The following is a 14,834-nucleotide window of genomic DNA, read 5'->3' on the forward strand; positions in this document are numbered from 1 at the left end:
TAATTGCATTAGTCAAATATGTGTTTAACAATAATGCGTATAAAGAGTAGCTTTTTGTAAGGAGGAGAGCTGATTTACATGATGCATAGATCTATACGTTTATAAAACTTCTTTTCGAACACTAAAAGGCAAAGCGCAGCGTCGCCCCGGGTTTGCTATGCAATTAAAAACCGGTGCAACAGCACTTGTTATTCAACGCACTTCTGTTCCATGCAGCGGAAGGGCAAATGTCCGATTGCGTATCTATTTTATGTGACAGTTGAATTGATAAAAAGTTGATAAGTTGAAGGGTTTAGAAGTTGAAAGATTAAACTGATAAACTGCCGAACTGATAAATCGTCGAACCGAGGAATGGATTGACAGCTTCGATATATTTAAACCTCCGGTGCTGCCGCGCGAAGGGTAAACTATTAAACGATACTATTTAACCAAACTGCAACTAGCAGGCTGTAAGTCTGCCACATCATAGCGAAGTGATTATAACGGCTGCGCCATTATTATTTTACCCTTAATGACTACCATCGACTACATTAATTAGGGGAATAAGAGCAAAAAAAAGAGGCTGTCCAAATTTTATGTTTCATGCCAAGACAACAAAGTATATGATGTTATTTTTTCAACACCTTGCGTGCTCCGCGTTTTTCTTCGTTTGCGTTCTTTGCGAGCAATATCCTACATTTTGGACATCCCCATATTCACAATAAATTCTGTATTATTCGGCCTGTCCGTCTTCGTTATAAGAGTTGTACAGGTAATCGTTAAAAGGAAAGCGTTGCGTGTGAATCTTTTTGACCTCGTCGTAAATCATTTGTTTAAACTCCACAAAGTTCACCTTGTTTTTAGCCGAAATAAAAATACAGTCGGCTTGTTGTCCCATCCATGTTTCTTTCAGGTCGTCCAGCGAATAGTTCTCACGTTTCTTTGGTGTTAAATCATCTTCATCCTTTGGTGTGTACTCATAGGCATCCACCTTATTAAATACAAGGATGTTTGGTTTAACGGTCTTGTCTATCTCACTGAGTGTTTTATTCACTACTTCGATCTGCTGTTCAAAACCAGGGTGTGAAACATCAACCACATGCAGCAGAATATCAGCCTCGCGTACCTCGTCAAGGGTCGATTTGAATGATTCGACCAGGTGGTGGGGGAGTTTTCGTATAAATCCTACTGTATCAGCTAGTAAGAATGGAATGTTGTCTACAACTACTTTGCGAACGGTAGTGTCTAAAGTTGCAAAGAGTTTATTCTCGGCAAAAACCTCCGATTTACTCAGTACATTCATCAATGTACTTTTGCCCACATTGGTATATCCCACCAGTGCTACTCTAACCAGCTTACCACGATTCTGTCGTTGCGTGGCCATTTGTCGGTCAATCTTTTTCAGGTCGGTTTTAAGCTTGGCGATCTTATCACGTATAATACGGCGGTCTGTTTCAATTTCTTTCTCACCCGGACCGCGCATACCGATACCACCACGCTGACGCTCTAGGTGCGTCCACATGCGCGTTAGTCGCGGTAATAAATATTGATATTGAGCTAGCTCAACCTGGGTTTTGGCGTGGGCTGTTTGCGCCCGGCGGGCAAAAATATCAAGTATAAGGTTGGTACGGTCAAGCACCAGTACTTTTAGTTCGCGTTCAAGGTTACGAAGTTGAGATGGCGACAGCTCATCATCGAAAATGATGGTTTTAACTTCATGAACTTTCATGAAATCGATTATTTCCTGGAGCTTACCACGACCAACAAAGGTTTTTGGATCGGGCATGGTCAGGTTCTGAGTAAAGCGTTCAAAAGGAATAGCTCCTGCCGTTTCAGCGAGGAAAGCTAACTCATCTAAATACTCATTCACTTGCTGCATTGATACTTCGGGTGTTTTAACCGCTACCAATACAACTTTTTCCAGGTCCTTTTGTGATGAAGGATTCTCAATCATTTACTACTTCTTTACGTCTTACTTAATTAGAACGACAAATATAACTCAATTTCAGGGTAACAAAAAACCCCGCTGAAGCGGGGTTTTTTATATTGTTACTGTAGTAGTTACTACTGCAATACAAAGTTGATAGGCACAGTATAAGATACTTTTACTGCTTTACCTCTTTGCTTTCCTGGTTTCCACGCTGGCATGGCATTTACCACACGAATCGCTTCTTTGTCCAGGTTAGGGTCAACACCACGGGCAATTTTCACATCAGTTACTTTACCTTTAGTGTTAACAACGAAAGACACATAAACACGACCCTGGATTCCGTTTTCCTGAGCAATTACAGGATACTTCACCGATTGTGCAATGTACTTACGCAATGCCTCTTCACCTCCCGGGAATTCAGGCATGTCTTCTACAATAAAGAAGACCGGTGCATCGTCAGACTCTTCTTCTTCCATGGCCAGGTCTGAGAAATCGATCTCAGTGTCTTCATCCATTTCAGTGTCTTCGATGTCTAATTCTTCGTCCAACTCCACGTCATCTTCTACGATGTTCAATACGTCAGCAACCTTTGGTGGTGGCGGTGGTGGTGGCGGTTTTACTTCTTCCTGCCTTGTAATAGGCATGATTTCTTCCTCGGCTTCAAGCTCTTCTACCATCTCAAACTGAGATGCATCCACATCGGTAGAGGTCCATTCGAAAGCAATCAATACAATTGCCAATGTAACCACCATTCCGATCTGCATAAAGACGCTCTTCTTGTTCTCAAGATCTGCCTTCGGCGACTTTTTTACTTCCATAATAGATCAAAGTTTTGGTGCCTAAAGATAGCTATTATTACCAGTTATTCTCAATTCAAAAGAGGATTCTAATTCCCTCACCCAAATTTTGAGTGCATAAAAATAGAATTTTAAAATCAAATTCCATTCAAATTTCCATAGTTTTTATGGGAAGTGTCAAGTTAGGCTGTTTTAAAATTAGTTAATTTGACAATAATCATCAATCCAAAACCAAATTAATTGTTGGACGCTACGAAAAAACAATTATATTTGCATCGCAAAAATGACAAAGGGTCATTTAAAAAAAGATTAACATGATGGGGGATTAGCTCAGTTGGCTAGAGCGTTTGACTGGCAGTCAAAAGGTCAGCGGTTCGATTCCGCTATTCTCCACATTGAAAATAAAGGCGTTCGGAGGCTTCCACTCTGGGCGCTTTTTTTGTTTGTAATAATTTCGCCGTGTTTTATTTGATGGTATCACTTAATGTTCCACTCATTGCAGCTGGAAATGCTACAAGTATTATTCTTTTTATTGCAAGTATATTGTCAAATCCCCAAGGGCATTTTTGAATTAGCGTCAGAATTAAAGCTACAACGAGCAAAGAAATTAAGTAGGTACCAATGACACGTTTGATAAAATGCGTTACATACCCTTTTAAGGTTACTTTGTAAAAATTGAAATAGACAAAGATTGATATTAATAATAATGAAAGGATTGATATAGCAAGGACATTCTGGTCCGGTAATAATTCACCAAGATTCCAAACTTCTTCTGTAAGAGAAACGGGTATAGCCAATAGGGCAGATCCAATAATAACCTGCATTATATCCCGGGGCTTAAATTCAAGCATCAGGGGTTTTAATGCATAGCTAATGATATCACCTGATTTGTCTGCAATTGGTACAACTCTATGCAGGTAACCACCGATTCTTTTTATGGTCGATTCCTTAATTTCTACTCTTTGCTCCATAATATTGTTTAAAAGGTTGCCATTTCATTTATAATACAAAAAGGCATGTTATTCTTCAAGTAGCAAATCTGACCACTGAATTGTGGAAGATTATATATCTTTCCATAAGAATTCGACCCGATACTATTTTCCCTCTTCTTGGATTTTATTAGCCCTGCCGCAAGAAAGGTATTAGATTTATTCTACTCTGTGGCAATGATGTTTAACTCCCCATCTGCGACACCCATGTATAGCCTACTGTTCCAACAAGGAACACCATCCACAATATACCATTGTAACTTTCCATTCCAATTAGTGGCAGCGCAATTGTTAATGCCCATATGGCGCTAAGTAGCAGACTGTAATACAAATGTTTGGTAAATGATTTTGTTTCCCAGCGTGCAAAGGTAGATGAGAATGGCAGGGTAAGCAGCATGGAACCAATGGCGCCGGTAACAGGATACCACTCGAACTGAAGGTGCAAGACAAACTGGATGAGTGCTGAGACCAGCAGAAATGCCATAATGTTGGATCCTATAATTTCTCCCTTGTCTAAGGCATGCTTCCCGTATTTATTAAAACGCATGAATATATTGAAGATGGGATTGATGGTCCATACCATAAATACAAAGCAAATATACACACCCACTATAACTGAAAAGACAGGAGCCAGTTCGGAACTGGTAGTACTTATTTTTCGTGCGATGCGCATCAGAATAAAGATACCGATGATAAAACCCCAGCGTGCCCCTGACGATAAGCCATTGATCCAGTTGTAATATTTGTAAAAGGCATTAAACAAAGGGTTCTGTGCTTTAATGGCCATTACAAGACCTGACTTGGCATAATCGCTGTTTGGGTCGAGCATAACCGCCGATTTAAAATGCTCTAAGGATTCTTTTACCTGACCAGTATCCAGTGAAGACCATCCTTTGGCAGCAAAGGCATATGCGCTTTCCGGATTATCGTTTAGGGCTTCATTGGCCACCATGTCGGCCTCCCTGTATTTGCCCAATCCGCGTAAAATAATTGATTTAACCTGTTTTGAAGAAGCATGTTCAGGGTTAATGCCCAGCGCTTTATCGATTGTTATCAGGCCCTTTTGGTGTTCGCCCTGATCATTGAGTATGGCAGCATACATGCAAAGATAATCTTCATCTTCAGGGTCAATACGCAGGGCTTCCCGGATGGCCTTACCTGCTTCATCGTAATTATCTGTATTTAAATAGCATTTTGATAAGACGTAATAAGCATAGGCCGAGTGAGGTATCAAACCAACTGCCTTTCGGGCTTCGTTGATTGCTTCATCTGTTTTACCTGTTTCAGCATGACACAGTGCCAGTAAGGAGTAATAAATACCATTATTCGGATCGTCTAATAGTTGCGCCCTTATCTCTTGTTCGGCCTGGGCATATTTATCCTGTTGTATTAGTAATTCAATTCGTGCAACCTGACTCATTTGACTATTTAATATTTAGGTAGTTTAAAATATCATCGTACTGTCCACTTTGATTGGAGTAGACCGCATAATTTTTCGCTGTTTCGAACCAGACCTTGCTTGATGGTTTGATACGCTTAATGTGCGAAAGAAAATCTTTTGTTTTGATGGGCGTTTCTTTGCCGGTTTCGATAATGGTCTTTAGCTTCTCCTCAATGGTAAGATCAACCAATGCTTTAATGTCAGCTCCTGTATAATCTTTGGCATTCTTCGCTATTTTCTGGATGTCAATATCCATAGCAGGCTTGTCTTTCAACTGAATATCAATAATCTCCTTTCTGGCTTCCACATCCGGCGGTGGTATGAAAATAATGCGGTCGAATCGTCCGGGGCGTTTAAAAGCAGAATCGATATGCCAGGGAGCATTAGTCGCTCCAAGTATTAATATGCCATCGTTCTCAGCCTGTAATCCGTCCATCTCCTGTAAAAACTGGTTAATAACATTTTTACCTGCACTATTCTTCATATCGGTGCGGTTGGCCCCAAGTGCGTCTACCTCGTCAAAGAAAATCACACAGGGGGTATTCTTACGGGCATATTCAAAGATATCATGCAATTGCCGTTCGCTCTGGCCAAGGTACATATCCAATACATCATTGATGCCAACCGATATAAAAGCAGAGTCAATTTCACCAGCTGTTGCACGGGCAATATGTGTTTTACCACATCCCGGAGGTCCGTACAGAAGTATTCCGCCACCGATCTTTTTGCCATATTGCTTAAATAAATCGGCGTGCTTAATAGGATTAATAATCTTCATGGCGATGTCTTCCTTAACGGATTTCATACCACCGACATCCTTAAAAGACACATTGGGTTTTTCAAGGGGGATGATTGGTGCCGCGGGTTTATCCTCAACCATTAGCCTCACTTTATCCTCTTCTTCCCTTTCTTCATCTTCGGGCTGATTAAACAATTCATCCAGTTCATCATCTTCATAGTCCGGAGCAAGTTCTTTTAATACACGGTAAAGACGATTGGCGGCCGATACGTTTTCTTCTTTATTATATAGAAGAATCAACAACTTGTAGGCTTTGACATCCTTCGTTCCTCCCTCTATTATATGCTCCAGCATTAATATACCTTGCGATACTTTGTTGTTTTTATAGAGTATACCGGCATATTCCAATTGATAACTCTTGTCGTTATCATACAGTTTTTTACAAACTGATTCTGCTTCATCCCAATGATCGGCCTCTTTTAAGGCCTCAAAATACATTTGTAACAAAACCGGATTGTCCGGTGATAAGTCCACCGCACTCTTCAACTGCTGTATCTTCTCGTTATTCATATGTCATGCAATACTATAAATTTCTTTTTTTAAAGCCTGAATAGCGTTCTCAAGCCATATTCTTCAGCAAAGCCTCATACAAACTTCACAGCTCATCCGACGAATGTGTCAGTTGGTCTGGTTTTACAGGACTTTACTATATGTTGTTGTCGTCACAGGCCACGGTATGCATTCGACGAAATTGTAAAGCTTAGCCGGCCGGGGAGGCAGGTCGGCTGGTTTTCGTTGAACAGATACTAAATTAAGTGTTTTATCTAAACAACAATTATTACATTGATAAATAAAGTAAAAACACTGATGAATGAGGGTGTTGCAAGAGTTAATGAGTTTAGTAGTTGAAGAGTTGAATTGTTTAACCGTCTAACCGTCGAATTGCATGTTGACAATGGACTTTTATTTACCAAAGAGTCTTGCCAAAAACCCTTTCTTCCTTTTTCTGATGACCCAGATTAATTCCGTCGTATGTCGCTTAACTAAACTGTTTGGTCCCAATTTTCCCCAGGCGAACCCGTCTTTGTTTTCTGATCTTCTCAGGTCCGCAATCAACCAGTCATCTCCCTCGAATTCGTTCAGGAAATCAGCAAACTGATTGTTATTCGTTATGAAATCGACCTTTTCATGGATATTACTCCCATTTTGCCATACGTCAAAGACAACATTATCATGAATTTCGTTTAAATAATTTTCAGATGGCGATTCATAAAAGTCAATCAGGCTTTTTAGAAATTCATTTAAATTGTCTGAATATTTTATGAACACAGCAGGGTCATGGCAAGCATAGTAAACATGTCCCAATGATCCGTCATTTAATATGTCAAGAATCCAGAAATTGCCAAAGCCATCATGCCCAAGCGATATTGAATGAGGAGATAGTTCAGTAAATCCAAATTGCCCAATTGAAGAGAAGTCTATGTTTCCCAGTCCATAACCGTCCCATCCCCGTGTTTCCTTTAGTATCTCTATTAGTTCATCGTCTATTGTTTCACTTGGGAAGCCGGTTTGTAGTTTGCTGATTTCTGTATCACTTAAACCATCCTGAAATTCAAGTGAATAGTCTTCACCATCTTCGTCTGTAAAGATGGAATTCTTTAGTGTCTCCAGGATCTCAATATTACTCATGATTTGTTATTTATTTAGCCTGAGGCTTATGGGTCTCGTATTAACGATTGTAGCATGCCAGCTTATTAACCTGAGGACCAAATGTTATGTCGACCTCAGGTTATTTGCCGACTGTGTTGTTACGGGCTTTTATTTTTCTATCATAATCAATGGATATTTCATCATTGCATTTGCATCAACCAGGTGCATCTCACTTTTAATATCAGGATTTATTATTGCTTTATTATGGTATCATGCATTGACATCCCATCATTAGTTATCTTAACGATATAAGTTCCATTAGGAAATTCTGTTATATTAACCACCAGGGATCGGCTATTTGCTCGTTCCATAATAATTTTCCGGCCAAGCATATTGAAGACCTCCACTTCGAAATTATTTATAGATTCAATGGATTCGATGGTTATTAATCCTGAATTAGGATTCGGATAGACCTTAAATTTATTTTCCATGCTAATATCAGGACTTGAGGTAGGAACTAAACTAAAGTCAAAAGCCTCGGATATTTCAGTACAGCCATTTTGAGTAACGGATACGGCATATTTACCTTCAAGGTCAGGTGTAAAACTTCTGTACGTCTCATTGGGGATAGGAGTGCCTTCTGTTGTACCGGCCTCCAACCATTGATATAAAGCATTATCGGCTTCTGCGGTTAGTGTATTACCATCTCTTGAAATGGTTGTATTTACTGTGTTAACAACTAATATTAGGTTTGCAACTGAGTCACATCCATTTTCCAGGGTGAAAATATGTTGATATTCGCCTGATTCTGTTAGCAATTGATCAGCGAAAGAATACGATTCCCCCTCGCAAATACTCACTGATTCAGTTGTTTCAATTTGATAGCAGCTATAAGAATCAAGATAAAAGGCATAATTCACAAAGCCAAATCCTGAGTTTTCGTATTCATCATAAATGGCACTAAGATCTTGAGGATTATTGGCACTATTTATTTGGTCTGTGGTGGTTTCTCCCCAATAGTTATACTTGGCGTTTTGATCATTGGATGTATAGTTTGCAAAACAATACCTTCTATTTCCATATAAGTTATTGTAATTGGCTATTACTGAAACATAATCATAGTTGGTGTTATTACTCTCCCCAACTGTAATGCCATTGTTAGCATGGTTCGTTATGGTGTTATGTGTCAATGTAATGATCGATGGATTTTGAGATCGAGCATGCAGATCTACTCCATAAGAATTCCCGGTAATTGTATTTTCCTCAATATTAGCACTTGCTTGCAATATTTCTATACCTGCTTTTGAATTATATTTAATGGTGTTGTTCTTAATTAATACATCCTCGGAATAATTGTCCAGATGTATTCCATTGGCTGAATTGCTTATTATATTTCCAACTATACTGAATGTTGTACCATATACGATGTGTATAGCATCGTAGGTTATATTAGTAAATTTATTACCATGAAAAATGCCTGTGCCATCAAGGCTGCTGTGGTAGTTAATATAGATCCCGTGACTTTCAGAATCCTTAAAGATGTTATTATTAACAGATAGTATGTTCCTGAAGCTTTTCCCAAAAATAATGTTATTGCTAATATTTTTGAAGGTATTGGCATTTACAGATATCGGAATATTTGTATAATCAAAATACAGGGCGAGGGATGTGTATTGAAAAGTATTGTGCTCTATTACAAGGTCATTGGTATTTGAATTATTGTATGTGCTGCTTGAGTAGATTGCTCTGTATGCATGTTCAAATATGTTGTAGCAAAATGTAGTATGTGTTTTTTCTCCTGAAAGGTAAATGCCATACCAATCAGCTTCAGCAGGGCTGTCACTGTTTACGATCCATTTGATCGGTTCGGCTTCTGTTCCATTGGCGACAATATCGCCTGATATTCTAAATTCAATTTTGTTAATATCTTGTCCTGAAGATTGGTCATCGGATAACGGCATAATTCTGATCTCGACTCCCGGTTCAATTGTTAAGGTTTTATTTTGTTCAACGGTAACATCGCCAGTTACCAGGTAAGGGCTGTTGTTCATCTCTAAAGTATAATCAATATCAATTAAACCACTTAAAAGTGACACATCAAAGTAAGCACATGTTGTTAGGGTAACCGAATTATTAAAGTCATCAAAAGGATCGATGTTCGTAGCTGTAATCTTCTCACCTTTAGTTACCTGTAATAGACCATCGCCATTGTTTTTTGAGCTTTCATCGAATGTTATACTTCCTTTGAAAATACCCGAATCAATGCCTGTTTCAGTCAAGGTAATCGTTTCTCCTTCTGGTTCAGTAGTACTGTAAACTAGTGCTGTTACAGTGTTGATTGCAGAAGCATCGGTGTTTTGATCAGGATCTGATAATTGAAGTATGGCCTCATTGTCATTTTTATAGGCTAAGGTATTAAGGCCATTATTATCGACGAATTCCAGAATGCCTGTTCCGGTAATCAGGTTTGGTTCACATCCTTCGCAAGGTAAGTGATTACTATAATTCACTAAACCATAACCCGAATTCTCGTATTGATCATATATGGCACTAATATCTTGAGGGTTATTGGCGCCATTTATCTGGTTAATAGTGGTTTCTCCCCAATAATTATACTTGGCGTTTTGATCATTTGACGTATAGTTTGCAAAACTGTATCGGCTATTACCATATAAATTGTTGTAATTGGCTATTACCGAAACATAATCATAGGTTGTGTTATTACTTTCACCAACGGTAATGCCATTGTTCCAATTGTTTGTTATGCTGTTGTGCATTAATGTAATGTTCGATGGATTTTGAGATCGAGCATGCAGGTCTATGCCATATGAATTTTGTGTAATTGTATTTTCTTCGATATTTGCACTTGCATGCAATATTTCGATACCTGCTTTTGAATTGTTATTAATGGTATTGTTCTTAATTAATACATCATCGGAATAATTGTCCAGATGTATTCCATTGGCTGAATTACTTATCGTATTTCCAACTATACTGAATGTTGTACCATATACGATGTGTATAGCATCGTAGTTTATATTATCAAAACTATTGCCATGAAAATTGCCTGTGCCATCAAGGCTGCTGTGGTAGTTAATATAGATCCCGTGACTTTCAGAATCCTTAAAGATGTTATTATTAACAGATAGTATGTTCCTGAAGCTTTTCCCAAAAATAATGTTATTGCTAATATTTTTGAAGGTATTGGTATTTACAGATATCGGAATATTTGTATAATCAAAATACAGGGCGAGGGATGTGTATTGAAAAGTATTGTGCTCTATTACAAGCTCATTGACATTTGAATTATTGTACGTGCTGCTTGAGTAGATTGCTCTGTATGCATGTTCAAATTCGTTGTAGCAAAATGTAGTATGTGTTTTTTCTCCTGAAAGGTAAATGCCATACCAATCAGCTTCGTCAGGGCTGTCACTGTTTACGATCCATTTGATCGGTTCGGCTTCAGTTCCATTGGCGACAATATCGCCTGATATTCTAAACTCAATTTTGTTAATATCTTGTCCTGAAGATTGGTCATCGGATAACGGCATAATTCTGATCTCGACTCCCGGTTCAATTGTTAAGGTTTTATTTTGTTCAACTGTAACATCACCTGTTACAAGATAGGGACTATTAGTTTTGAGGAAGTTTGTATTGGTCGTAATAGAACCACTTATTGGAGTAAAACCATAATAAACAATTGTATTTATTGTTTCAGGGTTCCCGAAATCATTTGAAGGATCGTTATGACTGGCTGTGATTGTCTCCCCTTTAGTTACTTGTAATAGCTCATCGCCATTATTTTTAGGGTTCACATCAACGTTCATGCTGCCAGTAAATATGCCGGTATTAATGCCGGTTTCAGTTAATGTTAGCAGTTCACCTTCAGGTTCGGTGGCACTTCTCAAGGTAACTGATACGGTATTAATTGAGTTAGCGTCGGTGTTTTGATCAGGATCAGTTAATTGAAGTTTTAAGGCCTGGTGAACCCCATAGCTTATGGTGATGGCATTGTGTTCATCGACAAAAAAAAGTTCTGCAGTTTGTGCACTTAGGTTGGTTAGTTTAAGAAATGCGAATAAACAAATAATGAATGGTAAGTAGTTTTTTTTAATGTTCATGGAGTAAGGCTTGTAAAATATTTGATCGCTTAAGAATTTATCATGTTTACAACAACAAGTGTACAATGAGGTTATTATTCCTGTCTGATTCGTGAGCTTAAATCACAACAAGTGCTGATGATGTATGGTGACAAACCACCATTAGTTTATAATATCCAATTTCCATTAAGGTAGTATCATCGTTCAAACTTTGAATTTGTATATTTTTCAGATTAATGTGCGATACCACCCTTCTTGCACCCAACAGTCAGATATCAACCACAATGTATTTTGTATTCGCTGTAATCGGTTTTATAAAAGGCATTACTATCAAACATATACTATGTATTTTTCGAGCATACAGATATAGTATACCAGTTGTCATTTTTGCTTCTAACCCGTAGCAAATTGCTTGTTTTAACTTGTAGGGCAGGAGGCGAGATCTCAATTATCAGATGCTAAAATAAGTTATTTATTTGAACAAAAGCTATTCTATTGATAAATGGTTGTTTTCTTAGGATAAGGGGATGAGGTATGGATATAAAAAGCCCGGGACAAGTGAAGTGCCCCGGGCTTTGTGCTTATCTGAAAGATTTTAGCGCATCACCACAATTTTGCGAGAGGCTATTTCAACATCATTTTGAAGCATGGTGCACAAGTATGTGCCGTTGCCCACAACCTGATTGCCGCTATCAGTACCATTCCATTGGAATGAATGAGAGCCGTTGGTTAAAACGCCTGAATAAACTATTTTTATCAGTCGCCCCTGTAAGTCGTAAATGGCAATTTTGACATTGCCAGTATCGCTTATCAGAACGGGGATATTTGTAGAGACATCAAAAGGATTTGGGAAGTTAGGTGACAGCTTGTTTCTGGCATCACCATCTTCATACTCGTCAGGATACCCGGCACACTTACTATCAATTGTATAGGAAGGTCCATCATCAGTAGCTCCGCTGTTTTTATCATGCGGCACCACAACTGTGATCGTATCTGTTGCCATGTTATCACTTTCATCACTTACTCCGATACAGATGCTGTAAACACGGCCATTACCTCCGCCTGATCGTTCTTTACGCAGTTGAACGGAACGACAGTCATCGGCAATCACAACGTCATTTTCGGTATTGCCGTCGCCATTGCCGTTATCTGCCTCATCAGACATCACAGAGTGGATGACTACATCATCGATGTTGAGTTCTGTACAGTTGTCAGACACTGATTCGATCAGCTTTTCAAGCTTAAAGGTTTCGTATTTGTGATTGGCCGGCCACATCTCAATAGGCTGATCGTATGTTAATACGATAGTTGGTGGAATTGTGTCTTTGACGATCACCGTCTGGTTTTGTTCTGTTATATTGCCATGTCCATCATCGTATACCCATAAGATATTGTATTCACCTTCGTCGGGATAATAAAGAGGATCGTCGGTTATTCCTGTGATCATGCCAATACAGTTGTCATAGGCAACAGGATACTCAATATCGGTAATTTCACACTGTGCCCTGAGCACCGGCAGTACTTCCATTTCAGGAACCGGAGCAATGGTATCTTTCACGATCACAGTCTGCTCCTGTGTCAGAGTGTTACCGGTTGCATCAGTGAAATGCCAGGTGATGGTGTAAGTGCCCTGTTCAGTGTAACGAAGTGAATCTTCGGTGGTACCCATGATGATACCATCTACGGCGTCATAGGCAATAGGTGCCTCAACAGTATCAACAGAACACTGTTCAACTATATCAGGTAATTCGGGATAGATGGGAATCGGACTGCTTAGGTCACCGCGCAATGATTGCAGCATATTCCACACCATGCTGCCATCAACCAGGGGTGTTATTTTTTTATCCATGAAAAAAACGCGGTCAGGATTCTCCGCATTGTCAGTCTCACGGTGGGGAGCCTCATAACACAAGCGGTAGTGAACCGAACCGGTATCAGCAGGAACAAGCAGTTCATGCCCAACATGTGCAGGATCAAGATAGTGATCGTGGTCATAACTTGAGTAAAACTCACCAAAGGAGAGGGTATGCATTAACCAATAATCAAGATTGTTATTCATATCCTCTACGTGCTGATTAAAAGCGGCTTCATCAATATTTTCATACTGTGTGCTTGCCTGGGTGCTCATGGGAACAGACCCCCATTCGGGAGATGTCAGCAACTGATAAGCGAACAGGGCAGTCAGTTCACTGACAACTCCCAGCTCATCAACGATAGTATAACTGGCATTGGGTTGACCGTTAACCAGTGAATGACCATTATCCATTTTGCTTCCCACGAGTGTTTCGTGACTGCCGGGAAAGGATACCATCAATGTTCTGATCTGCTCGGGAGCACTAAGAGCCGGTATTAATGGCTCATAGCGGAACGAACGCTCGTCCTGTGAATATAATCCTACATACTGATTCACATTGGCCGGAAGGCTTAATTCTCCGTAATTATCACTTAGTTGTTTGATTGGATCACCATCTGAATATCCCGCTAACGGATCTATGGCAAGAATGTTAATACGGGTAATCTGAGTCATCTGCTGGTCTTCAATATGACGGGCCAGCAACATACACAATACACCCCCGCGCCCATGACCTACCAGGTTAAGTTCCAGGGTTTCTTCCTGGTCGTCCAGCAGAAGTTCAATGGCTTCGGTTGCCTCATTCAAACATTCATCCCATCGCCTGTTATCCACTCCCTCAAGCCATTTGGCCGGGTCATAAAAATTATGGTGCAAAGCAGGTGGTTCAAGTGCCGGAGTAGCAATACCGTTGATAATTTTCTTGTAATAAGCAGCATCCAATTGATCGATGGTCAATTCCATGCCTGATGATAAATCATTCTGATATAGAAAAGATAAGAGCTCAGCGGAATGAAAACCGGATATGTCAGGATCAACCCATTCGTGGGTGATGCCGGTGCCGCAAAAGTAAACGGTTAATACTTTCTCACCTGAATTAGCTAATGCAGGTGTGATCAATAACAGTATCAGAATAAGCATTCTGAAGTCTTTTCGCACTATTCGTGCGTCATTAGGTTTGCTTAATAATGTGCACATATACAGTGAAATATAAAGGTGAAAAGCAAAATTAAACCAAGTATCAGATAATGTCAAGGAGTTAAGGAAGTGTTTCTACGTTTAGTAGATGGTTGTAGGTTTGCTACCTCGTCAAACTGATAAATTATCAATATGATCGGGCGATCTATTTTATAAGCTT

The 14,834-nt window shown here is 39.4% G+C and carries 8 protein-coding genes and 1 tRNA gene; 1 reads left to right on the top strand and 8 read right to left on the bottom strand.

The window, feature by feature from the left end; all coding sequences use genetic code 11:
* Positions 1-712 precede the first annotated feature (712 nt).
* Entirely contained in the window at positions 713-1,933 is a 1,221-nt protein-coding gene (hflX, locus tag ACRD69_RS19220; RefSeq protein ID WP_430816759.1) for a GTPase HflX, read from the bottom strand.
* Between the two features lie 110 nt (positions 1,934-2,043).
* A complete protein-coding gene (locus ACRD69_RS19225) occupies positions 2,044-2,727 on the bottom strand; it encodes an energy transducer TonB (protein ID WP_430816760.1) in 684 nt (227 codons plus the stop codon).
* Positions 2,728-3,025: 298 nt separating this feature from the next.
* Between ACRD69_RS19225 and ACRD69_RS19230 the strand changes: the two genes are divergently transcribed.
* A tRNA-Ala gene (locus ACRD69_RS19230) sits at positions 3,026-3,099 on the top strand.
* A gap of 71 nt (positions 3,100-3,170) precedes the next feature.
* Here the strand turns inward: ACRD69_RS19230 and ACRD69_RS19235 are convergent.
* The 6 genes from ACRD69_RS19235 to ACRD69_RS19260 all read right to left on the bottom strand — a co-directional run bounded on the left by ACRD69_RS19235 (position 3,171) and on the right by ACRD69_RS19260 (position 14,617).
* The gene (locus ACRD69_RS19235; protein WP_430816761.1) at positions 3,171-3,677 is read right to left on the bottom strand and encodes a DUF2391 family protein; all 507 of its coding nucleotides are present in this window, start codon (positions 3,675-3,677) and stop codon (positions 3,171-3,173) included.
* 202 nt (positions 3,678-3,879) lie between these two features.
* Complete coding sequence (locus ACRD69_RS19240; protein WP_430816762.1) at positions 3,880-5,115, bottom strand: tetratricopeptide repeat protein; 1,236 nt, start codon at positions 5,113-5,115, stop codon at positions 3,880-3,882.
* Positions 5,116-5,119: 4 nt separating this feature from the next.
* Positions 5,120-6,445 (bottom strand): AAA family ATPase, encoded by a 1,326-nt coding sequence (locus ACRD69_RS19245; RefSeq protein ID WP_430816763.1) that lies wholly within the window; start codon positions 6,443-6,445, stop codon positions 5,120-5,122.
* 393 nt (positions 6,446-6,838) lie between these two features.
* Entirely contained in the window at positions 6,839-7,564 is a 726-nt protein-coding gene (locus ACRD69_RS19250; protein ID WP_430816764.1) for an SMI1/KNR4 family protein, read from the bottom strand.
* A gap of 212 nt (positions 7,565-7,776) precedes the next feature.
* Positions 7,777-11,646 (bottom strand): right-handed parallel beta-helix repeat-containing protein, encoded by a 3,870-nt coding sequence (locus tag ACRD69_RS19255; protein WP_430816765.1) that lies wholly within the window; start codon positions 11,644-11,646, stop codon positions 7,777-7,779.
* Positions 11,647-12,220: 574 nt separating this feature from the next.
* Positions 12,221-14,617 carry a FlgD immunoglobulin-like domain containing protein gene (locus ACRD69_RS19260; RefSeq protein WP_430816766.1) on the bottom strand — a complete coding sequence of 799 codons (2,397 nt, stop codon included), beginning with the start codon at positions 14,615-14,617 and terminating at the stop codon, positions 12,221-12,223.
* Positions 14,618-14,834: the final 217 nt, after the last annotated feature.

The organism is Carboxylicivirga agarovorans, assembly GCF_050589845.1.
In the GTDB taxonomy this organism is placed as follows: Bacteria; Bacteroidota; Bacteroidia; order Bacteroidales; family Marinilabiliaceae; genus Carboxylicivirga; species Carboxylicivirga agarovorans.